27 protein-coding genes are annotated in these 25,425 nt (G+C 45.3%); 10 read left to right on the forward strand and 17 right to left on the reverse strand.

Annotation, left to right across the window (positions count from 1 at the left end; translation table 11 throughout):
• Positions 1 to 90: 90 nt before the first annotated feature.
• Positions 91 to 630, forward strand: coding sequence for a PadR family transcriptional regulator (locus CAG57_RS12155; RefSeq protein WP_161434098.1), 540 nt, complete (start codon positions 91 to 93; stop codon positions 628 to 630).
• A gap of 65 nt (positions 631 to 695) precedes the next feature.
• Here the strand turns inward: CAG57_RS12155 and cysE are convergent, their stop codons facing one another.
• The 5 genes from cysE to epmA all read right to left on the reverse strand — a co-directional run bounded on the left by cysE (position 696) and on the right by epmA (position 4,955).
• Entirely contained in the window at positions 696 to 1,517 is an 822-nt protein-coding gene (gene cysE / locus CAG57_RS12160; RefSeq protein WP_099610510.1) for a serine O-acetyltransferase, read from the reverse strand.
• Between the two features lie 101 nt (positions 1,518 to 1,618).
• Positions 1,619 to 2,653, reverse strand: coding sequence for an NAD(P)H-dependent glycerol-3-phosphate dehydrogenase (gpsA, locus tag CAG57_RS12165; RefSeq protein ID WP_099610511.1), 1,035 nt, complete (start codon positions 2,651 to 2,653; stop codon positions 1,619 to 1,621).
• A gap of 180 nt (positions 2,654 to 2,833) precedes the next feature.
• The gene (gene secB / locus CAG57_RS12170) at positions 2,834 to 3,304 is read right to left on the reverse strand and encodes a protein-export chaperone SecB (RefSeq protein ID WP_099610512.1); all 471 of its coding nucleotides are present in this window, start codon (positions 3,302 to 3,304) and stop codon (positions 2,834 to 2,836) included.
• A gap of 170 nt (positions 3,305 to 3,474) precedes the next feature.
• Positions 3,475 to 3,909, reverse strand: coding sequence for a rhodanese-like domain-containing protein (locus tag CAG57_RS12175; protein ID WP_099610513.1), 435 nt, complete (start codon positions 3,907 to 3,909; stop codon positions 3,475 to 3,477).
• 71 nt (positions 3,910 to 3,980) lie between these two features.
• Complete coding sequence (epmA, locus tag CAG57_RS12180; protein ID WP_161428392.1) at positions 3,981 to 4,955, reverse strand: elongation factor P--(R)-beta-lysine ligase; 975 nt, start codon at positions 4,953 to 4,955, stop codon at positions 3,981 to 3,983.
• 312 nt (positions 4,956 to 5,267) lie between these two features.
• Here epmA and frdA point away from each other — a divergent pair, with 312 nt between their 5' ends.
• From frdA to frdD, 4 genes are read left to right on the forward strand one after another with little or no spacing between them, the layout of a single operon-like run.
• On the forward strand, positions 5,268 to 7,073 hold the full coding sequence (gene frdA, locus CAG57_RS12185; protein WP_099610515.1) for a fumarate reductase (quinol) flavoprotein subunit: 1,806 nt from the start codon (positions 5,268 to 5,270) through the stop codon (positions 7,071 to 7,073).
• The gene (locus CAG57_RS12190) at positions 7,073 to 7,831 is read left to right on the forward strand and encodes a succinate dehydrogenase/fumarate reductase iron-sulfur subunit (RefSeq protein ID WP_161428391.1); all 759 of its coding nucleotides are present in this window, start codon (positions 7,073 to 7,075) and stop codon (positions 7,829 to 7,831) included. Before frdA ends, CAG57_RS12190 begins: the two co-directional genes overlap by 1 nt.
• Before the next feature lie 2 nt (positions 7,832 to 7,833).
• Positions 7,834 to 8,217 carry a fumarate reductase subunit FrdC gene (frdC, locus tag CAG57_RS12195; RefSeq protein ID WP_161428390.1) on the forward strand — a complete coding sequence of 128 codons (384 nt, stop codon included), beginning with the start codon at positions 7,834 to 7,836 and terminating at the stop codon, positions 8,215 to 8,217.
• 10 nt (positions 8,218 to 8,227) lie between these two features.
• Positions 8,228 to 8,590, forward strand: coding sequence for a fumarate reductase subunit FrdD (gene frdD / locus CAG57_RS12200; RefSeq protein ID WP_099610517.1), 363 nt, complete (start codon positions 8,228 to 8,230; stop codon positions 8,588 to 8,590).
• A gap of 103 nt (positions 8,591 to 8,693) precedes the next feature.
• Here frdD and efp read toward each other — a convergent pair whose 3' ends face one another.
• The gene (gene efp, locus CAG57_RS12205) at positions 8,694 to 9,260 is read right to left on the reverse strand and encodes an elongation factor P (protein ID WP_099610518.1); all 567 of its coding nucleotides are present in this window, start codon (positions 9,258 to 9,260) and stop codon (positions 8,694 to 8,696) included.
• A 32-nt stretch (positions 9,261 to 9,292) separates the two neighbouring features.
• Between efp and epmB the strand changes: the two genes are divergently transcribed.
• Positions 9,293 to 10,315, forward strand: coding sequence for an EF-P beta-lysylation protein EpmB (gene epmB / locus CAG57_RS12210; RefSeq protein WP_099610519.1), 1,023 nt, complete (start codon positions 9,293 to 9,295; stop codon positions 10,313 to 10,315).
• Between the two features lie 272 nt (positions 10,316 to 10,587).
• Here the strand turns inward: epmB and groL are convergent, their stop codons facing one another.
• Positions 10,588 to 12,225 carry a chaperonin GroEL gene (groL, locus tag CAG57_RS12215; RefSeq protein ID WP_161428389.1) on the reverse strand — a complete coding sequence of 546 codons (1,638 nt, stop codon included), beginning with the start codon at positions 12,223 to 12,225 and terminating at the stop codon, positions 10,588 to 10,590.
• 51 nt (positions 12,226 to 12,276) lie between these two features.
• Entirely contained in the window at positions 12,277 to 12,567 is a 291-nt protein-coding gene (locus tag CAG57_RS12220; protein WP_099610520.1) for a co-chaperone GroES, read from the reverse strand.
• Between the two features lie 259 nt (positions 12,568 to 12,826).
• Here CAG57_RS12220 and CAG57_RS12225 point away from each other — a divergent pair, with 259 nt between their 5' ends.
• Positions 12,827 to 13,444 (forward strand): helix-turn-helix transcriptional regulator, encoded by a 618-nt coding sequence (locus tag CAG57_RS12225; RefSeq protein ID WP_161428388.1) that lies wholly within the window; start codon positions 12,827 to 12,829, stop codon positions 13,442 to 13,444.
• Between the two features lie 129 nt (positions 13,445 to 13,573).
• Positions 13,574 to 13,912 (forward strand): DUF3135 domain-containing protein, encoded by a 339-nt coding sequence (locus CAG57_RS12230; protein WP_099610522.1) that lies wholly within the window; start codon positions 13,574 to 13,576, stop codon positions 13,910 to 13,912.
• On the opposite strand, the gene CAG57_RS12235 is transcribed toward CAG57_RS12230, so the two are convergent.
• Together CAG57_RS12235 and CAG57_RS12240 are read right to left on the reverse strand one after the other, a co-directional pair.
• On the reverse strand, positions 13,909 to 14,340 hold the full coding sequence (locus CAG57_RS12235; protein WP_099610523.1) for a DUF805 domain-containing protein: 432 nt from the start codon (positions 14,338 to 14,340) through the stop codon (positions 13,909 to 13,911). The two genes, CAG57_RS12230 and CAG57_RS12235, sit on opposite strands and share 4 nt — an antisense overlap.
• A gap of 151 nt (positions 14,341 to 14,491) precedes the next feature.
• Positions 14,492 to 14,842, reverse strand: a complete 351-nt coding sequence (locus tag CAG57_RS12240; RefSeq protein WP_099610524.1) for a 5-carboxymethyl-2-hydroxymuconate Delta-isomerase — start codon at positions 14,840 to 14,842, stop codon at positions 14,492 to 14,494.
• A gap of 220 nt (positions 14,843 to 15,062) precedes the next feature.
• Between CAG57_RS12240 and tpiA the strand changes: the two genes are divergently transcribed.
• Positions 15,063 to 15,836, forward strand: a complete 774-nt coding sequence (tpiA, locus tag CAG57_RS12245) for a triose-phosphate isomerase (protein WP_099610525.1) — start codon at positions 15,063 to 15,065, stop codon at positions 15,834 to 15,836.
• A 170-nt stretch (positions 15,837 to 16,006) separates the two neighbouring features.
• Positions 16,007 to 17,344, forward strand: coding sequence for an MATE family efflux transporter (locus tag CAG57_RS12250; protein ID WP_161428387.1), 1,338 nt, complete (start codon positions 16,007 to 16,009; stop codon positions 17,342 to 17,344).
• Between the two features lie 73 nt (positions 17,345 to 17,417).
• Here CAG57_RS12250 and rraA read toward each other — a convergent pair whose 3' ends face one another.
• The 7 genes from rraA to priA form a co-directional block, all read right to left on the reverse strand.
• Positions 17,418 to 17,939 carry a ribonuclease E activity regulator RraA gene (gene rraA, locus CAG57_RS12255; protein WP_161428386.1) on the reverse strand — a complete coding sequence of 174 codons (522 nt, stop codon included), beginning with the start codon at positions 17,937 to 17,939 and terminating at the stop codon, positions 17,418 to 17,420.
• A gap of 75 nt (positions 17,940 to 18,014) precedes the next feature.
• Positions 18,015 to 18,932 carry a 1,4-dihydroxy-2-naphthoate polyprenyltransferase gene (locus tag CAG57_RS12260; RefSeq protein WP_099610277.1) on the reverse strand — a complete coding sequence of 306 codons (918 nt, stop codon included), beginning with the start codon at positions 18,930 to 18,932 and terminating at the stop codon, positions 18,015 to 18,017.
• An 89-nt stretch (positions 18,933 to 19,021) separates the two neighbouring features.
• Positions 19,022 to 20,353, reverse strand: a complete 1,332-nt coding sequence (gene hslU, locus CAG57_RS12265; protein WP_099610276.1) for an HslU--HslV peptidase ATPase subunit — start codon at positions 20,351 to 20,353, stop codon at positions 19,022 to 19,024.
• A gap of 38 nt (positions 20,354 to 20,391) precedes the next feature.
• On the reverse strand, positions 20,392 to 20,946 hold the full coding sequence (hslV, locus tag CAG57_RS12270) for an ATP-dependent protease subunit HslV (RefSeq protein WP_099610275.1): 555 nt from the start codon (positions 20,944 to 20,946) through the stop codon (positions 20,392 to 20,394).
• Positions 20,947 to 21,157: 211 nt separating this feature from the next.
• Positions 21,158 to 21,700 (reverse strand): SPOR domain-containing protein, encoded by a 543-nt coding sequence (locus CAG57_RS12275; protein ID WP_161428385.1) that lies wholly within the window; start codon positions 21,698 to 21,700, stop codon positions 21,158 to 21,160.
• 123 nt (positions 21,701 to 21,823) lie between these two features.
• Positions 21,824 to 22,867 carry a DNA-binding transcriptional regulator CytR gene (gene cytR / locus CAG57_RS12280; protein WP_272870161.1) on the reverse strand — a complete coding sequence of 348 codons (1,044 nt, stop codon included), beginning with the start codon at positions 22,865 to 22,867 and terminating at the stop codon, positions 21,824 to 21,826.
• A 218-nt stretch (positions 22,868 to 23,085) separates the two neighbouring features.
• Complete coding sequence (gene priA / locus CAG57_RS12285; RefSeq protein ID WP_161428383.1) at positions 23,086 to 25,287, reverse strand: primosomal protein N'; 2,202 nt, start codon at positions 25,285 to 25,287, stop codon at positions 23,086 to 23,088.
• Between the last annotated feature and the right edge of the window lie 138 nt (positions 25,288 to 25,425).

The following is a 25,425-nucleotide window of genomic DNA, read 5'->3' on the forward strand; positions in this document are numbered from 1 at the left end:
ACTGATACCTTACGTCACAGTGTGCCAATAAGAAGCCCACGAGATGGTTAAGTCTATTTGTGCAGTTTATTAACCATTTGGATTGAAGACATGTCATTACCACACGTTATACTCACCGTCCTTAGTACCCGTGATGCCACTGGATACGATATTACTAAAGAATTCTCAGCCAGTATTGGCTATTTTTGGAAAGCAAGCCATCAGCAAGTTTATCGTGAGCTAAATAAAATGGCTCAACAAGGTCTGGTCACTTGTGTCCTAGAACCTCAAGAAGGTAAACCCGATCGGAAAGTTTACTCTATCACTGATACTGGTCGAGTGGCTTTGGGAGAATGGTTTGATCAGCCAACCGCTCACCCAACCGTGAGAGATGAATTTAGTGCAAAGCTGATGGCTTGCTCCGTGCAATCTGCCACGCCTTATATTAATCAACTACATGAATTAATCGAAGAATCACGCAAGCTGGTTACTCATTACCAAGACATTGAAGCGGCTTATTATGCCAACCCAGCAAAAATGAACAAACAACAACGTTTGGAACGTTTAACCCTACGCCGAAATCTGCTAGCTCGCCAAGCTTGGATTAGTTGGGCGCAAGAAGTCATTGATGAATTTGAAAATATGGCCTAAATACCATGATAAAAAAAGATGATGTCATTAAGGCATCATCTTTTTTATATAATGGACAAAAAGACTTAAATGCCATCTCCCCCGATAAAGGTTTGTGAACGGCCATTAAAATTTTGATCCATCTCCAGCGAGGGTTTATCTGTTTTCGGTCGCCCAACAATTCGTGCCGGAACCCCAGCAACAGTGGTATGAGCAGGAACAGGTTGTAATACCACAGAACAAGAACCTATTTTAGCGCCTTCTCCAACTTCAATATTACCGAGTATTTTCGCTCCAGCGCCAATCATTACCCCTTCGCGAATTTTAGGATGACGATCACCACTTTCTTTGCCTGTCCCGCCCAAAGTTACATCTTGTAAAATAGAAACATCATTGCCAACGACTGCCGTTTCACCAATAACAATACCGGTGGCATGGTCAAGCATTATGCCACGACCGATCTTAGCCGCGGGATGAATATCCACCTGACACGCGACTGAAATCTGGTTTTGTAAATACGTGGCCAAGGCAATTCGCCCTTGCTTCCATAACCAGTTAGCCACTCGATATCCCTGTAATGCGTGGTAACCTTTTAAATAAAGTAACGGCATAGAATACATAGAGACGGCTGGGTCACGATTAACCGTTGCACAAATATCGCAAGCGGCAAATTCAGCAATCGTAGGATCAGAAGAAAAGGCTTCCTCAACCACTTCACGCACGGCCATCGCAGGCATCGAGGCCGTGCTGAGTTTATTGGCCAAAATATAACTTAATGCGGCAGGTAAGCTGTCGTGCTTAATGATCGTCGCATGATAAAAGCTCGCGAGCATGGGCTCTTGATCCGATTGATCTCGCGCCTCTTTAATAATGGTTTGCCAAACTTTGACTTGTGCGCAATGTTTCATTTTTCTCTGCCTTTACTAAGCTTCATCACAGCTTATGATTAACCTTGGCCGAACCCTTCGCTTTAAATTCGTCCGTCACGGATAGACTGACATATCTGCCGTTACCGCTCCGCTTTTTTATCTCGTGCAAGTAAATCTTGCGCCGCTAAGCGAGTCGCTTTTCCTTGATACAATACTTGATAAATTTGTTCAACAATAGGCATCTCAACGCCGACGCGCTGGGCCAGCAACCACACCTCTTTGGTATTGCGGTAGCCTTCCACCACTTGGCCAATATCTTGCTGCGCTGATTCAACATCTTGACCTTGCCCTAACGCTAAGCCAAAACGTCGATTACGCGATTGGTTATCAGTACAAGTAAGCACTAAGTCACCCAATCCTGCCATTCCCATGAAGGTTTCCGCTTGTGCACCTAATGCAGCGCCTAGGCGAGACATTTCAGCTAACCCTCGAGTAATCAGTGCGGTACGAGCATTGGCACCAAAGCCGATCCCGTCTGATATTCCGGCACCAATAGCAATGACATTTTTTACCGCTCCACCAAGTTGCATCCCAATAAAATCATGGTTGGCATACACGCGGAAGGTTTTACTACAGTGGATTTTTTCTTGTAGATCTTCTACAAATTGTGCATCAGGCGAAGCAACCGAAATCGCCGTTGGCATTCCCATCGCTAACTCTTTAGCAAACGTTGGCCCAGAAAGTACCGCGAGAGGAATATGCCGCCCCACTACGTCATAAGCGACTTCCTGCAACAGTCGCCCTGTTTCTGGCTCTAGCCCTTTGGTCGCCCAACAAATCCGGCTATCTTCACGCAAATGTGGCTGCAAGCTACGCAACACCATACCAAATACATGGCTGGGAACAACCACGAGTAGATCTCGACTCGCTTTTACCGCACTAGCAAGGTCTGACTCAACCATTAAGCTGGGGGGAAATTCAATACCAGGAAGAAACTCATGGTTTGCTCTATCGGCTTGTAGCCGGGCCATATGCTCAGGTTCATGCCCCCATAGTACAATATTGGCACCATTACGAGCCAAAGAAATAGCAAGAGAGGTTCCATAAGAGCCTGCACCGATCACCGTCATGCTAATTGCGTTTGCATTGAGATTATTTGCCGTTGGAGTTGTCATTTTTCCACCTGATAGATAGCCATCGTGTGATTACCGATATCGGGTTACTGCGCATATCGATAAGGGTAAAGGGGAATCGTCATTTGATTCTAGAAAAAATAAAAAATGCACATCGCATCGCTCAATGAGCTGCTCTGTGCATTCTATTTTACCTTACATTAGACAAGAAATCGTAGTGGATTACGCCTCGCTTGGCGTCTCACTTGCAGCTTGTTGCTGTAGGTAGTTCATAAATAGCGCGTCAAAATTAACTGGAGCCAAGTTAAGCTGCGGGAAAGTTCCTTTTACTACTAGGCTAGAAATGGTTTCACGAGCATAAGGGAACAAAATGTTAGGACAAAATGCGCCAAGGCAATGGGCTAATTGACCGGCTTCCATCTGTTCTGCAGTGAAAATACCGCCCTGTTGCACTTCGCATAGAAACGCAGTTTCTTCTGCATTTTTCACAGTAACCGTCAAGCGTAAAACCACTTCATAAACGCCTTCGCCAAGTTCACGGCTTTGAGTGTCAAGATCCAATTTTACATCAGGGTTCCACTCTTTTTGGAACATGGTTGGTGAATTTGGTGCTTCAAAAGAAACATCTTTTAGGAAAATGCGTTGAATCGCAAAATTTTGCTGTGGTGCTTGTTGTTGTGCGGCTTCAGCCATGATTTCATCCTTAATACTGATCAATTCGGATATAAAAATTAATGTCCTGAGGAGACTAAACGAGTGTGAAGCAAATCACTAGATGAAAAACCGAATACGTGGCAAACATCACAACTCGAGTCAAATAGGTGCCGATTTATTGATCACCTAACCAGAACTGGCGGCAAGAACTATTTCTTGCCACGGACAAGAGGTAACTTAGCATCGCTCCATGCGACTAAACCATTTTTTAGTAAGCTAACGTTCTCAAACCCTGCTTTAACGAGAGCAAGAGCAACGTCACGAGCCGCATGACCGGTTTTACATACCACAATAATGGGGTCAGCTTTATGCTTTTCAATCCCTGCGAGATTTCCCGCTTTGATGTCGGACGGTAAAATATGAACAGCATCCGTGATATGACCCTGTTTAAACTCATCTTTAGTGCGAATATCAATCACGATACCGTTCTCACGGTTCATCAAATGAGTCACTTGAGACGGGCTAATTTCTTTAAAAGCTGCTGTTGAAGACTTATAAATATTAAGAATTAATGCAACCAAAACGCCTACCCAAGCGAGAGATAAGATCATATTTTGTTGGAAAAATTGTATGTACTCTTGCATATTGTGTGCTCTTGCAATGGTGGTTCAAAATAGTGATGAAGTATAACGAGGTTACCCGCCTGACGCGAGTGCTAAGCTCGAGGAAACGCAAAAGCCGTGACCTTATCGATATGATCTTCTGCTAAAGCAAGCATAATAAGACGATCAACCCCCAAAGCAACCCCAGCACACGCCGGTAACCCCGCGGCTAATGCCGCAATAAAGTGCTCATCAATCGGTTGCTCAGCTAACCCCATTATCCGACGTTTGGCATTATCCTGTTCAAAACGGATGCGTTGCTCTTGTGGATTATCTAGCTCATGGAAGCCATTGGCTAATTCAAGCCCCTTAAAATAAACTTCGAAGCGATCCGCTACACGAGGGTCGCGTGGATTAACTTTAGCTAGCGCTGCCTGTGATGCCGGAAAATCGTACACAAAAATCGGCTTCTGCTGACCAATGTGCGGTTCAATACCAAGACTAAACAACAATTGCAATAAGGTATCTCTATCTTGCTCTGGCTGAGCAATATCACTTAGTCCGAGAACTTGAGCAGCTTGCTTAAGTTTGGTCATGCTACTTTCCAAAGGACAAATGCCTAAGATACGTTGAAAAACCTGTTGATAAGTCATTATTTCCGCAGAAGGCGTAGCAAGAATAGCTTGTAACAGCGCATCAACCTCCGCCATTAAGTCATGGTGATCAAAGCCCACTCGATACCACTCCAACATAGTAAATTCAGGGTTATGGTATCGACCATGCTCTTCATTGCGAAAAGCCTTCCCTAATTGATAAATCGACCCACTACCGGCCGCTAGCAACCGCTTCATATGAAATTCAGGGCTGGTCATTAAGTAGAGTTTTTTCCCTTTCGCATAACCTGGACCAACAAACTCCGTTTGAAACGTTTGTAAATGAACATCGGTTACCGTTGCGTGGCTAATTGCTGGAGTTTCAACCTCAAACACCTCTCGCTCGGCAAAAAACTGGCGGATACGCTGCAATAAGCGAGCACGTTGCTGAAGTTGGTGAATTGATGCGCTAGGCATCCATGATGACTGGTTCATAAAACTGGCTACACATCTCAAAGAAAAGGCATTTTACTCGCTTAAAAAGAAAAACCCAACCAACCTACCCGCCCATTTTTTTCGTGATTAGCATCACACAAAGGATAATAAGTATGCTTGCTCTTGCACTACCGGAGTAAAAGCCTAACAAAATCAATTTTTTCTTTTCCTCACTCTTCTAAACTAGCCACTACCACTTTGGTACAAGTAGCGAGAGCCAACAGAAGACCCTCTTCGAATTGAATCACGCTGCAAATCATAATCAGGGACAACAACTGATCCCCATAATAATCACTACACTGGAGGATAACTGTGCAAACGATTACCACAGATATCGCAGTCATCGGCGCTGGTGGCGCTGGTCTTCGTACTGCTATTGCAGCGGCTGAAGCAAACCCAAACTTGGAAGTCGCGCTTATTTCCAAAGTTTATCCAATGCGTTCTCATACGGTCGCTGCCGAAGGTGGCTCCGCAGCAGTTATCAAGGAAGAAGACAGCTTAGATAATCACTTCAACGATACCGTTGGTGGTGGTGACTGGTTGTGTGAACAGGATGTCGTAGAATATTTCGTTGCGAATTCAACACGCGAAATGATCCAAATGGAGCAATGGGGTTGCCCTTGGAGTCGTAAAGACAACGGGGAAGTCAACGTACGCCGTTTTGGTGGCATGAAAGTCGAACGGACTTGGTTTGCTGCCGATAAAACGGGTTTCCATATGCTACATACCCTATTCCAAACTTCAATGAAGTACCCACAAATCAACCGCTTTGACGAATATTTTGTGGTTGATTTGTTGGTCGTCGAGGGTGAAGTCCAAGGCCTGATCGCTATCCACATGGCGGAAGGCGAGTTGGTTACGATTAAGGCCAAATCGGTTGTCCTCGCCACCGGAGGTGCGGGTCGTGTTTATCACTGTAACACCAACGGCGGTATCGTTACGGGTGACGGTATGGCAATGGCCTATCGCCATGGTGTACCACTACGTGATATGGAATTTGTTCAGTATCATCCAACGGGTCTACCCGGTACTGGCATCTTGATGACCGAAGGTTGTCGTGGAGAAGGTGGGATTATCGTTAATAAAAACGGTTACCGTTACCTGCAAGATTATGGCATGGGACCGGAAACACCGGTTGGACAGCCTAAAAATAAATACATGGAGCTGGGTCCTCGTGACAAAGTGTCTCAAGCTTTCTGGCACGAACAACAGAAAGGCAACACCATTAAACACCCATTAGGTGATGTGGTACACCTTGACCTGCGTCATCTTGGCGAAGAATACCTGCAAGAGCGTTTACCGTTTATCTGTGAGCTAGCAAAAGCTTATGTGAACGTTGACCCTGCCAAAGAGCCGATCCCAATTCGCCCAACCGTGCACTACACCATGGGCGGAATCGAAACCAATGGTCAATGTGAAACTCGCATCCAAGGCCTCTTTGCGGTCGGTGAATGTGCGTCAGTGGGCTTGCACGGTGCTAACCGTTTAGGCTCCAATTCATTGGCTGAATTTGTCGTTTTTGGTCGTGTCGCCGGTGAGCACGCAGTACAACGTGCTGAAGCGTTCAAAGGCTGGAATGACCAAGCCATCGCAGAACAAGTCAAAGCGGTAGAAGCTCGCCTTCAGGCTCTGATGAACCAAGAAGGTGACGAAAATTGGGCCACCATCCGCACTGAAATGGGTCACACCATGGAAGCGGGTTGTGGGATCTACCGTCAACAAGACTTAATGGAAACCACCATTGCTAAACTGACTGAGTTAAAAGAACGCTATAAGCGCATCAGCATTAAAGATAAAGGCAAAGTCTTCAATACTGACCTACTCTATGCGATCGAAGTCGGCTATGGCCTAGAAGTGGCGGAAGCTATGGCTCATTCAGCATTATTACGTAAAGAGTCTCGTGGGGCTCACCAGCGTCTTGATGAAGGGTGTACTGAGCGTGATGATGTAAACTTCCTGAAACACTCATTGGCATTCTATCAAGAAGATCAAGCACCAAGGATCGATTACAGCCCAGTTACGATTACTAAATCTCAGCCTAAAGCCCGCTTGTACGGCGAAGCAGCAGAGCAAGCTGCCGCAGCAGAGGCGAAGCAAAGCGCAGAGGAGCAAAAATAATGTCAGCGAATCGAATTCAGAAAGTAGAAATTCTACGCTACGACCCAGCAAAAGATGCCGAGCCGCATCTTCAAATGTTTGAAGTGCCCTTTGATGACACCATGTCGGTACTCGATGCTCTGGGCTACGTGAAGGATCATTTGGATAAAGATCTTTCTTACCGTTGGTCATGCCGAATGGCGATCTGTGGCTCGTGCGGTATGATGGTAAACGGTGTGCCAAAACTGGCGTGTAAGAGCTTCTTGCGCGACTATCCAGATGGCGTGAAAATTGAGCCGTTGGCGAACTTCCCGATCGAAAAAGATTTGATTGTTGATATGACACCGTTTATCGAGCGTCTCGAGGCAATCAAACCTTATATCATTGGTAATGATCGTAAACCCGAAGACGGAACAAACCTACAAACCCCAGAACAGATGGCTCGCTATAAACAATTTGCCGCCTGCATTAACTGTGGTTTGTGCTATGCCGCATGCCCTCAATTTGGCTTAAACCCTGAGTTTATTGGCCCTGCCGCCTTAACTCTAGCGCACCGTTATAACCTTGATAGCCGTGATAACGGTAAAGCTGAACGTATGAAACTGATCAACGGAGAAAATGGCGCTTGGGGTTGTACCTTTGTCGGTTATTGCTCTGAAGTGTGTCCAAAACACGTTGATCCGGCATCAGCGGTTAACCAAGGCAAAGTAGAATCGTCAATGGACTTTGTCATTGCCATGTTGAAACCTGACGGTTCACCAAAGAAAGTGGAGGCATAAGGATGACTAACCGTAAACCGTATGTCCGTGAAATGAAACGTACTTGGTGGAAAGATCACCCCTTCTACCGTTTCTATATGGTGCGTGAAGCAACAGTACTTCCGCTCATTTTATTCACGTTATTTTTAACCGTAGGCTTGGGCGCTCTAGTCAAAGGGCCAGAAGCTTGGAATAGTTGGCTTGGCTTTATGGCTAATCCATTAGTTGTGGCCATTAATATTGTGGCACTCGCGGGTAGTTTATTCCACGCCCAAACCTTCTTCAGCATGATGCCACAAGTGGTACCGATTCGTATCAAAGGAAAATTGCTGGATAAAAGAATCATCGTTTTGACTCAGTGGGCGGCAGTGGCCATTATTTCACTGATCGTTCTCATTGTGGTGTAAGGAGCTTATTGTGATTAATACCAATCCAAAACGTTCAGATGAACCGGTATGGTGGAGCCTATTTGGGGCCGGCGGCACTTGGTTTGCCATGATTACGCCAGTCACTATTCTGGTGCTGGGCATTCTTGTACCGTTAGGCATTATTGATGCCGAAACCATGAGCTATAAGCGAGTCGCTGAATTTGCCACCAGTATTATTGGCGCGTTGTTTATCATTGCAACTCTCGCATTACCAATGTGGCATGCGATGCATCGTGTGCACCATGGTATGCACGACCTGAAATTCCATACTGGGCTGGCAGGTAAAATTATATGTTATGCTTTTGCTGCATTGATCTCGATCCTCTCAGTCGTGTTTATCTTCCTGATTTAAAACACTCTTGAATGGATAGAAAGCAAAAGAGCCAGCATACGCTGGCTCTTTTTAATTCTGCTATTGAACTATCAAGCCCCTATAGGGTTAGGCACTCATTCAATTATTTTACGCGGCTAACATATTCACTGCTACGAGTGTCCACTTTGATCACTTCACCAATTGCAATAAAGAGAGGCACACGCACGACAGCACCCGTTGATAACGTCGCCGGTTTGCCCCCAGTTCCTTGTGTATCGCCTTTCAAGCCGGGATCCGTTTCAGTGACTTCTAATTCAACGAAGTTTGGCGGTGTTACCGAAATTGGGTTACCATTCCACAAGGTCAATGTACAGGTGGTATTTTCAACCAGCCACTTGGCATTATCACCAACCGCTTTGAGGTCTGCTGCAATTTGCTCAAAGGTTTCGTTGTTCATAAAGTGATAGAATTCACCATCGTTGTATAGATAGTCAAGGTCGATATCGATAACATCAGCAACTTCTACGCTATCACCTGACTTAAAGGTTTTTTCGAGCACTTTACCAGAAAGCAATTTACGGATTCGTACTCGGTTGAATGCTTGACCTTTACCTGGTTTAACAAACTCGTTTTCGAGAATGACACAAGGCTCGTTATCAAGCATAATTTTGAGACCGCCTTTAAATTCATTCGTGCTAACAGTAGCCATTATTTCCTCTTACATTCTTCGAGTTAAATTCAATGCCGCACATAATAACCCGAAAAGTCCAATCTGTTGAGCAAAACTGGCTACAACAGCTAGCAAATGGGATATCCGATCCGAGTCAACTACTGACCCAGCTTGATATTGACCCAACACCTTGGCAAGCCGGCTTCAAAGCGCGTGAAATGTTTGCGCAGCGAGTGCCGCTTAGTTTTGTTCATCGGATGGAGAAAGGAAATCCCAACGATCCCCTTCTGCGCCAAGTCTTACCGCTCAGTGAAGAGTTTGAGCTGTATCCAGGCTACTCAACAGACCCTTTAGCTGAGCAAAACAATGCCATTCCTGGTCTACTGCATAAATACCACAACCGTTGCTTATTGATCGTCAAAGGCGGATGTGCCATTAACTGCCGCTACTGTTTTCGGCGTCATTTCCCTTACCAAGATAACAAAGGCAATAAGCAGACATGGCAGCGCAGTATCGATTATATTGCGCAGCAACCGCCATTAAATGAAGTGATCCTTTCTGGGGGTGATCCTTTAATGGCAAAAGATCATGAACTGAGCTGGCTCATCGAACAGATTGCCGCTATTCCACACATTAAACGCCTAAGAATTCACTCTCGCTTACCCGTCGTGATCCCAGCTCGTATTACCGATGAGTTAGTCGACTTATGCGCAAAAACCCGCTTGCAAGTTCTTCTGGTGACACACATCAACCACGCCAATGAAATCAATCTCGAACTGCAACAACAGATGGCGCGCTTACGCGCCGTCAATGTCACCTTACTCAATCAAAGTGTGCTGCTCAAAGGGGTAAATGATTCGGTTGACGCTCAGGTAGCCTTAAGCGAAGCTCTCTTTGATGCTGACATTTTACCTTACTACTTGCATGTGCTGGATAAGGTGCAAGGCGCAGCGCACTTTTTTGTTAGTGATGATGAAGCAAGACTTATTATGGCAGGCTTAATTGAACGAGTTTCCGGCTATCTGGTACCGAAATTGACCCGTGAAATTGGTGGACGACCCAGTAAAACACCGTTGGATTTACACTTAGAGTAACCCGTTTTTATTGACCTATCGTTTTGTTAAAAACGTTTATTGGCCTTATTGAGCCATTAACGACGGAATGACTTGGGTAACAAGAGTATGCTATCGGTTAGATCAGCTTGAAAAGACCTAACAAAGCTTGCGCTAATACAGTCACCAACAGCGACGCCCTGATGATGAGATAAAGAACAGCTTACACTTATCGTATTAATATAAATGCAAATGTATATAAAAAAACCGGAGGTTACACTCCGGTTTTTATTAATTAGCGCATTAGGCTAGCATTACATCATGCCGCCCATGCCACCCATTCCGCCCATGTCAGGCATCGCTGGGGCATCTTTCTTTGGTAGGTCAGTGACCATCGCTTCTGTTGTGATCATCAAACCTGCAATTGATGCTGCAAATTGTAGCGCGCTACGAGTTACTTTCGTAGGATCTAAAATACCCATGTCGATCATATCGCCATATTCGCCCGTTGCAGCGTTATAGCCATAGTTACCGTCACCCGCTCTCACATTGTTAGCCACCACTGAGTCTTCATCACCGGCGTTTTTGGCAATTTGACGAATTGGCGCTTCCATTGCACGTAGTGCCAAGCGGATACCCACGGTTTGATCTTCGTTGTCACCTTCAAGGCCAGCAACTTTAGCCGCTGCACGAATTAAGGCAACGCCACCACCGGCAACAACGCCTTCTTCAACAGCAGCACGAGTCGCGTGCAGTGCATCTTCTACGCGATCTTTTTTCTCTTTCATTTCAACTTCAGTTGCTGCACCGACCTTGATAACCGCAACGCCGCCAGCCAGTTTAGCAACACGTTCTTGCAGTTTTTCTTTATCATAGTCTGAAGTTGCTTCTTCGATTTGTTGACGAATCTGAGCCACACGACCTTTAATCGCCTCTTCTTCGCCAGCACCATCGATAATGGTGGTATTTTCTTTGGTAATCGTCACGCGTTTTGCTTGGCCTAGATCTTCTAGAGCAGCTTTTTCTAGCTCTAGACCGATCTCTTCAGAAATTACCGTACCACCAGTTAAGATAGCGATATCCTGTAGCATTGCTTTACGACGATCACCAAAGCCTGGGGCTTTCACCGCGGCAACTTTTACGATACCACGCATATTATTGACAACTAATGTCGCTAAAGCTTCGCCTTCAACGTCTTCAGCAACGATCAGTAGTGGACGAGAAGCTTTCGCTACACCTTCAAGTACTGGTAGTAGTTCACGGATGTTGGAAACTTTTTTATCAACCAATAGGATGAATGGGTTTTCTAAATCCACACTTCCTGCTTCTTGATTGTTAATGAAGTAAGGTGATAGATAGCCACGGTCAAATTGCATACCTTCAACCACGTCTAACTCATCTTGTAATGCTTGACCTTCTTCAACCGTAATAACACCATCACGACCTACTTTTTCCATTGCTTCAGCAATGATGTTACCCACACTTGAATCAGAGTTAGCAGAGATAGTCCCCACTTGAGCAATCGCTTTGGTGTCTGCACAAGGTACAGAGAGTGTTTTTAACTCTTCCACTGCAGCTACAACAGCTTTATCAATACCGCGTTTTAGATCCATTGGATTCATGCCCGCCGCTACTGCTTTTAGGCCTTCATTAACAATAGATTGAGCTAAAACCGTTGCTGTTGTGGTTCCGTCACCGGCAGCATCGTTCGCTTGTGAAGCGACTTCTTTAACCATTTGTGCGCCCATGTTCTGGAATTTATCTTCCAGTTCAATTTCACGAGCCACAGAAACACCATCTTTGGTGATCACTGGTGCACCAAAAGATTTATCTAATACCACGTTGCGACCTTTAGGCCCCAATGTCACTTTTACTGCATCCGCTAGAACGTTAACCCCTTCCAGCATTTTTACTCGAGCGTCATTACCAAATTTTACGTCTTTAGCAGCCATTTTGCATTTCCTCTAGAATTCATTTTTTATCGGTTAGTTTGCTGTGAGCAATTACTCAACGATTGCCAAAATATCGTTCTCAGACAAGATTAGTACTTCCTTGCCGTCAATTTTTTCAGTCTTAGTACCGTAACCTTCAGCAAAAATTACCGTATCACCAACTTTTACATCCAAAGGTGATACAGTGCCGTTTTCAAGAATACGGCCTTTGCCAACAGCAAGTACGGTACCACGAGTGGATTTCTCAGCCGCAGAACCAGTGAGAACGATGCCACCAGCAGATTTTGATTCAACTTCTTGGCGTTCAACGATAACTCGATCATGTAATGGACGAATATTCATCGGTCCTCTCTCCTGAATAGATTTTCGTTTGGTTAATAAAACGCTGATTAAACAGCTTGTGAGTGATATGTGGGGGAGCCAAACACATAACCCAAGGGGGAAACACAAAAAAAACGTGATCTTGATAACAAATTTATTGAGAAGTTCACTGAGAGGCGATGGTTTCGTTTGGCCATAAGATTGTAAATTCTTTGCTTTATTAAACGGTTTATCCATAATAGTTGCTAGGGTCTGTTGGCCCTAGATTAAGAGGAAAACCATGAAGACCATCGAGCGAATATTACACACCATCAAACGTGAAGGGGCAGTAACAGCCAAACAACTCGCTAATGATCTAGGAATAACAACCATGGGCGCTCGTCAACATCTACAAAGCTTAGAGAAAGACGGGATTCTCGATTTCTATGATGTAAAAGTAAAAGTAGGACGTCCAACTCGTCACTGGGCACTGACGCAAAAAGGTCATCACCAATTTGCCGATCGTCATGGTGAATTAACGATTCAAGTCATTGAGGCTGTCGAACATCTATTTGGCCGAGCAGGGTTAGCCAAAGTAACGGCCGAGCGAGAGGCTCAAACACTGGCTTATTATCAGTCAGCGTTAGAAAACTGTGATTCATTAGCGAGTAAATTGGCCACCTTGGTTGCTTTACGAGAGCAGGAAGGCTACATGGCTGAACTTGAGCACACAGATTCAGGCTTCTTACTGCTTGAAAATCATTGTCCTATTTGTAAAGCAGCGAAGCGCTGCCCTGCTTTGTGTCAGTCAGAATTAAACATTTTTCAACACTTATTAGGCAACGACTGTACCATCGAACGACATGAGCACATCATTGCTGGTCAGCATCGCTGCGCTTATCGTATCACGCCTCATTAATAGCTAATGCCGCTCCCGTGCGGCTCCCTTTCTCAATATCAAGACAAATGTGATGCTTTTTTGTTCGTTCGAGTGATCTCACCTATACTCGTATCATGTCTAAACCATGACTCAAACGAGGAAACGCCGATGACTCCTCCAGACACCTCACCCGCACTTCCTTCATTTGATGAACTGGTATTGCTCGCCCAACAAGATTCTCAAGCCTTTGTCCAATTGAAACAAAACTTATGCAATGCGTTGATAGAGGCTTCATCATCAGCAATGCAAGAGAGGTTACGAGCCCAACAAAGCCACATTGATCGTGTGCTCAGCCAATGCAAAAATCCAACCCATGCCAATGTCATTTTAATGCGAGAACTCAGGTTACAAATGGTTCGATTTCGGGATGTGTTAGAAGGTGAAGTAGACAATAGTACCCCGGCAGATATTATCCCCTTTCGTCCTCGTCCAACGCAGTGGCGTTAGCGCGATAACGGATCGCGCCCAAATCGGTTATCACCTTGCGTGCCCATCAAAAAACCACACTCAACTAAGATCCAACTGCCACAGCCCAGCGCGGCAAAAGCAAGAAAGCTATCAAACCAACTCGGTGAGGTTGCCAGACTTGCCTCCCCCACAGGTACGCTCATTCTCCCTAAGATGAGAGGAAGGTTGAGTAATAGCCACCAACTGGATTTATCTCTGTCATGCCAACGTTTTGCCGTGATTGCGAGATCTGGTAGCAAAATAATCAGCATCACAACGGGTAATAGGGAGGCCGCCCAGTTTGGAAAAAAGCGATTTGCGATAACAATAAAGACGGCGATAAATAGATAGTAACAACCATTCCAAACCCAAAACGTTTGGCGGCTAATTCGCCCCTGAAAAGAAAAAAGTAATGATTGTAATGGCATAATTTATGTTACCTACCGCAGATGTGACAAGACATTAACTCGCTCGATGTTACTTTTTGCCTAGAATAACTAGGCTACAAACCTCTCGCCGCGATTAAAACACTTTTATCTCGAACAAAATTTAACCGCGAAAGATAAACAGACCCTAGCCTTAGTCATGGGTTATTTTTTGAAAATACGCACGATCCATGTCACGCAGGTTGACGGTTAAAGAATAGACTTGACCAGCCTGCTCCGAAAGAACACTGATCAGCTGTTGCGCGAGAATTGTTTTTTGCATTTCCGTTCGTCCATCCAGCAACTCAAGGTTTAGATGAATAAAATCAACACTGTTTCCTTGTTCACCAATCAACCAATGATGGCAACGTAGCGTACGAGATTTAACTGACGAGGCTTCAAACAAGCCACTTTGCAGGGCAACTTGGTGTAAATCTTCTAATAAACCTTGAATATTCACTCGTTCTTCGACCGAGTTGGAATACTCCAATACGAGATTCGGCATCACTGATTCCTTGTTTACTTATCTTACTTCACTATACCGAAATCAAGCATAAAGTTAGAGCCTTGGCTACCGATTCTGTCTAACACGTCACTGCTTAGTATCCGACATACAGAGCCTCGGATTCCAGAAAGTCATGACCATAATCATGATCTACGTAGTTTTATCTGTTATATTCTTTGCCAGTCGATTTTTTTTATCAATTGAAATTGGAGATATTCCTATGCGTCGTCCTGTAGTGATGGGTAACTGGAAACTTAACGGTAGCAAAGCTATGGTTACTGAGCTGCTAACTGGTCTTAATACTGAATTGGAAGGTGTCACTGGCGTTGATGTTGCGGTTGCACCACCAGCACTCTACCTAGACCTAGCTGAGCGCCTCATTAAAGAAGGCGGTCACAAGATGATTCTTGGTGCACAAAACACTGACCTACACAACAGCGGTGCCTTTACCGGTGATATGTCACCAGCAATGCTAAAAGATTTTGGTGCTTCTCACATCATCATCGGCCACTCTGAGCGTCGTGATTACCACAAGGAATCCGATGAATTTGTTGCGAAAAAATTCGCTTTCCTCAAAGAAAATGGCTTAACTCCTGTTTTTTGTATCGGTGAAACTGAGGCACAAAACGAAGCCGGTGAAACCGAAGCTGTATGTGCTCGTCAAATCAATGCTGTGATCGACGCCTGTGGTGTTGCAGCATTTAATGGCGCGATCATCGCTTATGAACCAATCTGGGCTATCGGTACAGGTAAAGCGGCAACGGCTGATGATGCACAACGCATTCATGCCTCTATCCGTGCTCTTATTGCGGATAAAGATGCCGCTGTCGCAGAACAAGTGATCATCCAGTATGGCGGTAGCGTGAAACCTGAAAATGCTGAAGCCTATTTCTCACAACCAGATATCGATGGTGCATTGGTTGGTGGTGCGTCTCTTGATGCGAAAAGCTTCGCTGCTATTGCTAAAGCGGCAGCAAAAATGAAAAACGCATAATTTTCCCTCGATTATGCGATAAAGGCCAGCCTTGCTGGTCTTTATTTTTTCTCTTATTTCAAACTTAAAGCAGCCTCTTACCAACCCAAAGTGAAAAGTAGCTCACCCCTAGTCCCTCTGCACAAGATCAAGTATCCTTAACTTCTTCATCCTTTACCTTGTTGTCCGCTATGCATGATAAACACGGCTTACTATCAGCGCCTATCCCTCAAGTATTACGTCAAATGACGCTTCCTATGACGGTCGGTATGGTCGCTGTGCTGATGTTTAATCTGGTGGATACATTTTTTATCTCGCTGCTTGGCACTCAATCGCTGGCAGCCATCAGCTATACTTTCCCGGTCACATTTGGTTTGAATTGCATCACTATGGGCATCGGGGTTGGTTTATCAACCTGTATCGGACGCTGTTTGGGAGAAGGGAGAACGCAGCAAGCCGCTCGATTAAGTAGTCATGGGCTATTACTGGCCGTTAGTTTAATGGTTTTGGCAGCCATATTGGGCCTCACAACCATGGATAAACTGTTCCCATTACTCGGTGCAAACGCCGATCTGATTCCTCTTATCCAACAATATATGCGCATTTGGTATTGTTCGATCCCATTGTTGGTGATTCCTATGGCGGGAAGTAGTGCTATCCGAGCAACGGGGGATACGAAAACGCCAGCAAAAATCATGTTATTAGCAGGGATCATCAATGGCGGATTAGATCCTGTACTGATTTTTGGCTATGGCCCCATCCCAGGGTTAGGCATCCAAGGTGCAGCGATTGCTAGCGCATGCTCCTGGTTTGGCGCTCTAGTCTGCTCACTCTACTTATTAATCAAACGGGAAAAACTACTGATATTTCCCAAGCTCTCTCTCATTTACCAAGATTGGCGACACATTTTACGCATTGCAACGCCTGCCGCTTTCTCCAGTGCGATGACCCCGATAAGCGGTGCACTATTAATGGTCATCTTGTCTCAACATGGAACCGCAGCGGTGGCGGCTTTTGGTGCTGCACAGCGCATTGAGTCGATCTTACTTTTAGTGCTTATGTCTCTTACATCAGCGCTTACACCGTTTATGGCGCAGAATTTAGGGGCCAAACAGCCTAAACGCAGCTTTGCTGGCTTATTTCTCGGGATGCGTTTTTCCATCTTATTTCAATTGATGATCTTTATTATGATGGTGCCACTGAGTATTCCTTTGGCCGCGATGTTTTCACAAGAACAAACGGTGCGTGACTTGCTTTGGCACTATTTACTGGTCGTGCCGATCAGCTATGGGTTTCAAGGTATTGTCATGATGCTAGTCTCAGCACTGAATGCTTTGCACTTGCCCATCAAAGCATTCCAATGGAGTTTTATGCGGCTTTTTGCCTTTACTTTACCATCCGCTTGGCTTGGCTCATATTGGTATGGTGTCGAAGGATTATTTATCGGTATTGCTCTGGGTAATATTTGTGGTGGTGTATTGGGATACATTTATGCGTTGTGGCTAAAACGTCGATACCTGATCAGTTAAAAAACAAAAAGCCAATGCGCAACGCATCGGCTTTTACCTTCAGCAAACTCGACAGAACATCTCAATGAGAGGATTAAAGCTCTGCTAGCTCTTCCTCGATGTCAACGTCTAAATCGACATTAAGAGGCTCAGGAGAAAGGATGATGCCCGTATTATCAGCATACAAGTAATCTTCCGGTAGGAAAGTCACTCCAGCAAAGTTGACTGCGACATCGACTTCACCCATGCCTTGTGAGCTGGCACCAACAGGAATAGAAGCTAATGCCTGAATACCAATGCTCATCTCTTCTAATTCATCGACTTCACGCACACTGCCGTAAACGACCATCCCTTCCCATTCGTTTTCTTCCGCTATGGCCGCCAACTCCGCATCAATTAACGCTCGGCGTAAAGAACCGCCACCGTCGATCAATAGAATACGTCCCGCTCCATCTTGTTCCAATACTTCACGGATTAAGCCGTTGTCCTCAAAACATTTGATCGTCGTTACTTGTCCAGCGAAGGATGCGCAGCCTCCAAAATTGCTAAACATGGGTTCTACCACATCAACTTGCTCGAGATAGATATCACATAGCGCAGAGGTGTTGTATTCCATAGCTTTACTCTCTCAACAAACGGTTATCCCACGAGTATATAGTGTCAGTAAGCCAATGCAATGACAGAGCGCAAATTAACTGGTGAGAGTTTGAGCAATGACGACGCCGACGAATAAAAGATTAGTGATCAGCGAACATTTCACCACCACAGGAAGCATAGGAGCGATTTGGGCAGGTTTATCGGTAGCACAAACAGCACGACCATGTTGCAAGACAAAAATAGCACTCAATAAAAATGGCAAACTAATCCACAACGGCTTATCTTGCATAACTAAATAACTAGCAAAAGAGAGCACTGCGCCCAGCAACAGTAAAAAATGGTACGTTTTAGCACGTTGCTGTCCCAAACGAACAGCGATAGTCCGTTTACCACACTCTGCATCGTTTTCAATATCCCGCATATTATTGATATTAAGTACAGCAACGGCCATTAATCCACAGCCTAATGACGGTAAGAAAAGCCCCCATTCAATGTGACCTGTTTGCAGAAAATAACTGCCAGAAACGCCCAGTAAACCAAAGAACAGAAAAACAGAGAGATCGCCAAGCCCGACATAACCATACGGTTTATTTCCCACGGTATAAGCCACCGCGGCCAGCATGGCTAAAATACCTAAGCCGATAAAAGCAAGAATACTGTGCAAACTCTCCAACGAATAAAAGACTAACGCTAAGCCGGCCGCAATCGTCAATACAATATTAATCACCATGGCTTGCTTCATATCCACCAGTGAGACGGCTCCGGATTGAATGGCTCGCATTGGGCCCAGCCGTTTTTCGTTATCGGTTCCTTTCATCGCATCGCCGTAGTCATTAGCTAAATTGGAAAGAATTTGCAGTAAGGTCGCCGTTAATAACGCCAACAAAGTAACAGGCACAGAAAAAGATCCTGACGAAAAAGCCAAGGCGGAACCAGTAAAAATGGAAACCAGCGCAAGAGGCAGTGTTTTTGGTCTTGCTGCATCAACCCAAATACGTAAAGAGTTATTCATAGCGATAAAATATGACTGAACATGGGCGCTCAGTATACGCATAAATGGGGGGGAGAAAAAAGCCCACCAGATCAAGGTGGGCGCAGATATTACAAGATAAAGCGGCTTAAATCTTCGTCTTCGACGAATTCGCTTAGGCGACTACGGACATAATCACCATCAATGGTATACTCACTGCCTGGCTGTTCTGTCGCATCATAAGAAATGTCATCCATTAAGCGCTCCATGACGGTATGTAAACGGCGCGCTCCGATATTCTCGGTGGTTTCGTTCACTTGCCAAGCCGCTTCCGCGATTTGCTTTATACCATCTTCGGTAAACGTAATCTGTACATTTTCCGTTTTCATCAAGGCAATGTATTGCTCGGTCAATGACGCTTTGGGTTCTGTTAAAATACGTTTGAAATCATCGCTTGATAATGCTTCTAGCTCAACCCGGATCGGTAAGCGCCCTTGCAATTCAGGGATCAGATCGGAGGGTTTCGCCACTTGGAAGGCTCCCGAGGCAATAAATAAAATGTGATCGGTTTTAACCATGCCATGTTTGGTGGAAACCGTACTGCCTTCAATTAAAGGTAGCAGATCACGCTGCACCCCTTCACGAGAGACATCAGGGCCTGAGCTTTCACCACGTTTACAGATTTTATCGATTTCATCAATAAAGACGATACCATTATTTTCTACGTTATAGATGGCTTGATCTTTCAACTCTTCTTGATTGACCAATTTGGCTGCTTCTTCTTCCACTAATGCTTTTAACGCATCTTTGATTTTCAGTTTGCGTTTTTTCTTAGTATCTCCCGCTAAGTTCTGGAATAACCCCTGCAACTGATTGGTCATTTCTTCCATTCCGGGAGGAGCCATGATCTCAACTCCCATTTGCGGCACCGCTACGTTGATTTCAATCTCTTTGTCATCAAGCTTACCTTCCCGCAACTTTTTGCGAAAAACTTGCCGTGTCGAAGAAGAGTCATCATTCTGCTCTGACTGCCCCCACGCATCACGAGCGGGTGGTAATAAGGCATCTAAAACTCGCTCTTCTGCCAACTCTTCTGCGCGAAATTTCACTTTTTCCATCGCTTGTTGGTGAGTCAGCTTAACCGCAACATCAGTTAAATCACGAATAATGGTTTCAACTTCCTTACCCACATAGCCCACTTCAGTGAATTTGGTCGCTTCTACTTTAATAAAAGGGGCGTTGGCTAATTTCGCCAAACGACGGGCAATCTCGGTTTTTCCGACCCCTGTTGGCCCTATCATTAAAATATTTTTTGGTGTCACTTCAACACGTAAGCTTTCATCAAGCTGCATACGACGCCAGCGGTTACGCAGAGCAATGGCTACCGCACGTTTAGCTTTATCTTGACCGATAATATGACGGTTTAATTCGTGAACAATTTCACGAGGAGTCATTTCTGACATGATCGATTCCTTAACATTCGCTTTCGGTAGGCACCGAGTTATTGGTTTTCCTGAGCGATCAACGCTTGAGGGATTTCCAGCTCTTCAATGGTGTGCTGATGGTTAGTAAACACACAAATATCACCGGCAATACTGAGTGCTTTTTCGGCGATATCTCTTGCGTCCAGCTCGGTATTTTCTAATAAAGCAATCGCAGCCGCCTGGGCGAAATTACCGCCAGAACCGATCGCAATCAAATCGTGTTCCGGCTGAAGCACATCACCATTGCCGGTAATAATTAACGATGCTGTTTCATCCGCAACGGCTAAAATCGCTTCTAAACGGCGTAAAGCACGATCGCTGCGCCAATCTTTTGCAAGCTCAACCGCGGCTTTAGTTAAGTGCCCTTGGTGCATTTGTAATTTACTTTCAAAACGTTCAAATAAAGTAAAAGCATCCGCAGTGCCACCAGCGAATCCTGCAAGAACCTTATTGTTATATAACCGGCGGACTTTACGCGCATTGCCTTTCATGACGGTATTGCCCAGTGAGACTTGCCCATCTCCGGCAATCACCACTTTGTTATTACGACGTACAGATACGATGGTAGTCACGTGAGGACCTCTTTATGCTTTTCACTAGGATGTTAGAGACTATATGAGGATAGAGAGAAAATATTTCAAGGGAAAGCCCTTGCATCTCGTGATGATAAAATAGGTTTAACGGTTTTTCATTCACAGATAGTGGTGAGTATTTGCTGAATGGCATGATCAGCACCAAAGGCGAGAAGGCATAACGTTAAGGCCTGCCCTCTCATTCGTCACTTTATTGCGCATCTTTCCAAATGGCACAAGGCTCGATTTTAGCACGCTGTAATTTATGTCGGTCACGCTCTGCGTCACGTTTAAAGGTATAAGGGCCCAAAACGACTCGATACCAACTACTATTTTCTTTCTTACGAATTTTGCTACTCAAACCCTGAAAGGCAATATCTAATTTTCGAGTTTCTGCTTGTTGCAGCGTCTTATAAGCGCCACACTGCATGATGTAAGGGATTTCGGAAATGACTTGCTCTTTGGCGATCACCTCAATCTCACGATTCGGTAACGACTCAACATAATCCCACTTTTCTGTTGGCCGGGGCGGTATAGTTTGAGTCTGAGTTTTACTCGATTGACTTTGCTGTCTACCAGCACTTTGGGGAGCCGGTGACTCGGGTGCTAAGCTTAACCGATAGAGACCATAAATAAAGCCACTCAGTAAAATAAGTGCCAATAACCCGCTCCGCCAGGGTTTACGACCACGTGCTGTTTTTTTGGTCGGCTTTTTGGGGCTACGACCACGCCTTACATAATCTTTATTCGCCACAGACAAATTCAAAAGTTGACAGTTTGACTCATATGTTAATGCAGTTTAAGGACAGATAACAGCAGCAAAGTATCCGTAAACCAGTCAGTCATATGACTCAAGCCAATCCACCATCCGCCATTATCATGTTCTCGGTGGCGCAGTGCTGTCTCTAATCACTAAGTGCGTCTCTAGCAGTCGAGAGCCCGCCTGTACATCATGACCACGTAAGAGTTCTAACATCATAAACATCGCTTGGCGGCCAATTTCATAACGTGGTTGAGAAATCGTGGTTAACGGTGGATCGCAATATTGTGCGAATTGAATGTCATCAAACCCTACCACTGATAAATCTTGCGGAACTCGTAATCCGAGCCGTTTGGCTTCTTGCATGGCACCGATCGCCATTGCATCGTTATGGCAAAAAATTGCGGTCGGCGGCTCAGATAAAGCCAATAATTGACGAACGGCTCTAGCACCAGAATCAAAGGTAAAATCACCTACAACATGATAGGTTGGGTTTTTCGTCAAACCGGCTCGACGCAAAGCCTGCTGATAACCTTGCTGGCGAAATTCGCACAGCACCGCACCTTCAGGGCCGCTGATTTGAGCGACTCGCTTATGTCCCATTTGGGTCAAATAGTTAACGGCTTCAAATGCAGAGGTCAGGTTATCAATATGGACTGTTGGTAGTTCAAGCTCAGGTGCATATTCACACGCCATCACCATAGGCGGCAGATTTTTTTGCTCTGACTTACTGACATCAAAAGGCAAATCGGCTCCCAGTAATAGCATACCATCCGCTTGTTTAGTAAAAACTAAATTGACAAAAGAGCTTTCCCGTTTTCGCTGTTGGCCACTATCGCCCAATAATACCAGATAACCGTGTTCCATCGCCGCATCTTCAATGCCGCGAATGATCTCGGTGTAGTAGGGATCACAAATATCCGGCACAATCGCCACAATGGTTTTGGATTCATTACGTCGTAGATTACGTGCTAAAGAATTGGGGGAATAGCCAGCTTCTAACACCGCCTCTTCCACCCGTTTTCGGGTCGAAGTGGAGACCTTTTCAGGGTTCATCAACGCACGAGATACCGTTGCGGTAGATACGCCTGCAAGCTGGGCAACATCCTTCATTGTCGCCATGTTAAGTTTATCCTCTCTTTCTCTTAATCTTGGGGCCAGCGTTTCGCGGTTGTTCCAGCACAAGCCAACCACAAGCTGATTAATTCAGCTTTAGTGCACTGAACGAAAACGATTCACTGACGCTATCGTGTTGATAGTGTATTGTTTTCTGTAGAGAAAGTTACGGCTTAATTAACAAAATTTGCATTGTAAGTGTGACCGCTATCACGAACAAGGAGTTTTCAGTTTCTTCTTCACCACTGTACGCGTCACATTGGTCAACTTAAATCTTGAGGCTCAATATCCATGCTCCAACGTACTTTACTGGCTAAGGGTAATGACTGAATAGCTGATTTGGCGCTGGTCAATAGACGTTGCATAACGCTACGCGTTGGAGCTTGCAGCAAAAGTTGCCAGCGATATTTGCCCGCTCGCTTGGCCAGTGGTGCTGGCGTTGGCCCCAACACCACCGCCCCTTGTGCAAAAAGAGGATGAACTTGTAACGTTTCACGCACTTGCCTTAAAAAGGTTTCCACCCGCGCCGATTGATTAGCCTCTGCACGAAATAACGTTAAATAGGTGTAAGGAGGCAGTTGTGCTACCTGCCGCTCAGCTAATGCGGTATGCGCAAAATCATCATACCCTTTGTGTAGTAAAGCTTGTAGTAAACGATGCTCTGGATGATGCGTCTGTAAAACCACCTCTCCTGGTTTACTAGCACGCCCAGCCCGGCCGGCAACTTGGATAAACAACTGCGCTAAACGCTCGGCGGCCCGAAAATCACTACTGTATAGCGAGCCATCAACATCCAGTAAGGCGACTAAGGTGACATTGGGGAAGTGATGACCTTTCGCCAACATCTGAGTGCCAATCAAAATCTGATACCGATTATCACGAATAGCCGTTAAGGCTGATTCTAAACTGCCTTTGCGACGCGTGCTGTCTCGATCAATACGAATGGTTCGATAGTCAGGAAAAAGGTGAGCAAGTTGTTGCTCTAGTTGCTCGGTTCCTACCCCAACCGTGACCAGCTGCGTAGAACCACAATGCTGGCAATGTTGAATAACAGCCCGTTGTGAACCACAATGGTGACAACGAATTTCGTTACTGTTTTGATGATAAGTATAATAAGCATCGCAACGCTGACAGTCGGCAATCCAACCACACTCATGACACATAAGTGCCGGAGAATAACCTCGCCGATTCAAAAACAACAGCACCTGACTCCCTTGCGCTAAATGACGACGCATTTCGGCAATCAAAGGCGCAGATAAGCCACTTTCGAGATACTCTCCCTTAATGTCCAGCACTCGGTTTTTCGTCGGCAGTGCCACGCCTGCCCGCTGAGTTAATTGTAAATGGTGATATTTACCAATTAATGCATTATGCAAGGTTTCTAATGCGGGAGTCGCACTACCTAACACAATCGCTACTTGCTCAAGATTTGCTCGCATCACAGCAACATCTCGCGCATGGTAACGTAAGCTATCTTGTTGTTTATAAGAGCTATCATGCTCTTCATCGACAATAATAATGCCCAGTTCAGCAAAGGGAGTCAGCAACGCTGAACGCGTACCAATGATGATCCCAGCCACCTTATCTCGTGCCGCCAACCAGGCATTCAAACGCTCAGTTTCATTTAACCCAGAGTGGATAACCACCACAGGAACGGTAAACCGCTCCCGAAAACGCTGAATCGTTTGTGGTGTTAACCCGATTTCAGGGACGAGAACCAACGCTTGCTTACCCTGCTCCAAAACCGGTTTAATCAAATTAAGATAGACTTCCGTTTTGCCCGATCCCGTCACGCCTTGCAACAGATAGCAAGCAAAACCGCTTTGGCTATTCACGGTGGCAATGGCGATCGCCTGCTCTTGATTGACTTGCGGTTTATCCACCTTAGCTTCAATGTGTTCAGGCCAAGGCTCAACGTATGGCGCTTGCTCTTTCACATCAATCCACTGCTTGTCGCGAAGGGCATTGAGTGTACTACTGATGACGCCTTCATCCAGCAACCTTTGATGAGATAACGGGCCCGCTTGCAATAACTTGATTACTTGTGCTTGCTTGATCGCTCGTCCAAACCCCTGCATAAGTTGGTTTCGTCCCAGCTCAGTCAAGCACCACTCTTTACTCACTGCAAACTCGGCCACCTTGCCTTTACGTAAAGCACTCGGTAAAGCATTGGCTAACGTTTCGCCAAGCGGGTATTGGTAAAACTGACTGCACCACTGAAGTAATGTGTACAGTTTATCTGGCCACAATGGTTGAGTATCCAATACTGATTGAATCGATTTTAACTGCGTGAGTGGAAAATCAGACTCTGACACCAAGGCCGTGACCACGCCCACTAGCGTTTGTCGCCGAAAAGGCACCAACACTCGCCCTCCAATTAATGGAAACAGGTGAGAGGGAATCAAATAGTCAAATTGCTTATCAAGAGGAACAGGTAAAGCAACACGAGCAATGGTTGGGCGCATAACTATCGTCAGCCGTCAAAAAGGAGCAGAAAGCACAGTCTACTGGATGATGCTAAGAAATTCGACTAACAAAAGTGGTGAAAATAGCGTCGAAACCTGTTGATCCTGTAGCGAGGATTCATTACTATATCGCGCCTT

This window comes from Vibrio sp. V30_P3S12P165, from assembly GCF_009904905.1.
In the GTDB taxonomy this organism is placed as follows: domain Bacteria; phylum Pseudomonadota; class Gammaproteobacteria; order Enterobacterales; family Vibrionaceae; genus Vibrio; species Vibrio fujianensis.

Bases quoted from the DNA above. Each gene is read 5' to 3' on its own strand.
- priA (WP_161428383.1), bottom strand. From the start codon at position 25,287: ATGCGCCCAACCATTGCTCGTGTTGCTTTACCTGTTCCTCTTGATAAG.
- epmB (WP_099610519.1), top strand. From the start codon at position 9,293: ATGCCGCACATAATAACCCGAAAAGTCCAATCTGTTGAGCAAAACTGG.
- gpsA (WP_099610511.1), bottom strand. From the start codon at position 2,653: ATGACAACTCCAACGGCAAATAATCTCAATGCAAACGCAATTAGCATG.
- frdC (WP_161428390.1), top strand. From the start codon at position 7,834: ATGACTAACCGTAAACCGTATGTCCGTGAAATGAAACGTACTTGGTGG.
- CAG57_RS12260 (WP_099610277.1), bottom strand. From the start codon at position 18,932: ATGAATAACTCTTTACGTATTTGGGTTGATGCAGCAAGACCAAAAACA.
- secB (WP_099610512.1), bottom strand. From the start codon at position 3,304: ATGGCTGAAGCCGCACAACAACAAGCACCACAGCAAAATTTTGCGATT.
- CAG57_RS12250 (WP_161428387.1), top strand. From the start codon at position 16,007: ATGCATGATAAACACGGCTTACTATCAGCGCCTATCCCTCAAGTATTA.
- CAG57_RS12155 (WP_161434098.1), top strand. From the start codon at position 91: ATGTCATTACCACACGTTATACTCACCGTCCTTAGTACCCGTGATGCC.
- CAG57_RS12235 (WP_099610523.1), bottom strand. From the start codon at position 14,340: ATGCCATTACAATCATTACTTTTTTCTTTTCAGGGGCGAATTAGCCGC.
- CAG57_RS12175 (WP_099610513.1), bottom strand. From the start codon at position 3,909: ATGCAAGAGTACATACAATTTTTCCAACAAAATATGATCTTATCTCTC.
- rraA (WP_161428386.1), bottom strand. From the start codon at position 17,939: ATGGAATACAACACCTCTGCGCTATGTGATATCTATCTCGAGCAAGTT.
- efp (WP_099610518.1), bottom strand. From the start codon at position 9,260: ATGGCTACTGTTAGCACGAATGAATTTAAAGGCGGTCTCAAAATTATG.
- CAG57_RS12230 (WP_099610522.1), top strand. From the start codon at position 13,574: ATGACTCCTCCAGACACCTCACCCGCACTTCCTTCATTTGATGAACTG.
- epmA (WP_161428392.1), bottom strand. From the start codon at position 4,955: ATGAACCAGTCATCATGGATGCCTAGCGCATCAATTCACCAACTTCAG.
- CAG57_RS12225 (WP_161428388.1), top strand. From the start codon at position 12,827: ATGAAGACCATCGAGCGAATATTACACACCATCAAACGTGAAGGGGCA.
- cysE (WP_099610510.1), bottom strand. From the start codon at position 1,517: ATGAAACATTGCGCACAAGTCAAAGTTTGGCAAACCATTATTAAAGAG.
- CAG57_RS12220 (WP_099610520.1), bottom strand. From the start codon at position 12,567: ATGAATATTCGTCCATTACATGATCGAGTTATCGTTGAACGCCAAGAA.
- groL (WP_161428389.1), bottom strand. From the start codon at position 12,225: ATGGCTGCTAAAGACGTAAAATTTGGTAATGACGCTCGAGTAAAAATG.
- CAG57_RS12240 (WP_099610524.1), bottom strand. From the start codon at position 14,842: ATGCCGAATCTCGTATTGGAGTATTCCAACTCGGTCGAAGAACGAGTG.
- CAG57_RS12190 (WP_161428391.1), top strand. From the start codon at position 7,073: ATGTCAGCGAATCGAATTCAGAAAGTAGAAATTCTACGCTACGACCCA.
- hslU (WP_099610276.1), bottom strand. From the start codon at position 20,353: ATGTCAGAAATGACTCCTCGTGAAATTGTTCACGAATTAAACCGTCAT.
- tpiA (WP_099610525.1), top strand. From the start codon at position 15,063: ATGCGTCGTCCTGTAGTGATGGGTAACTGGAAACTTAACGGTAGCAAA.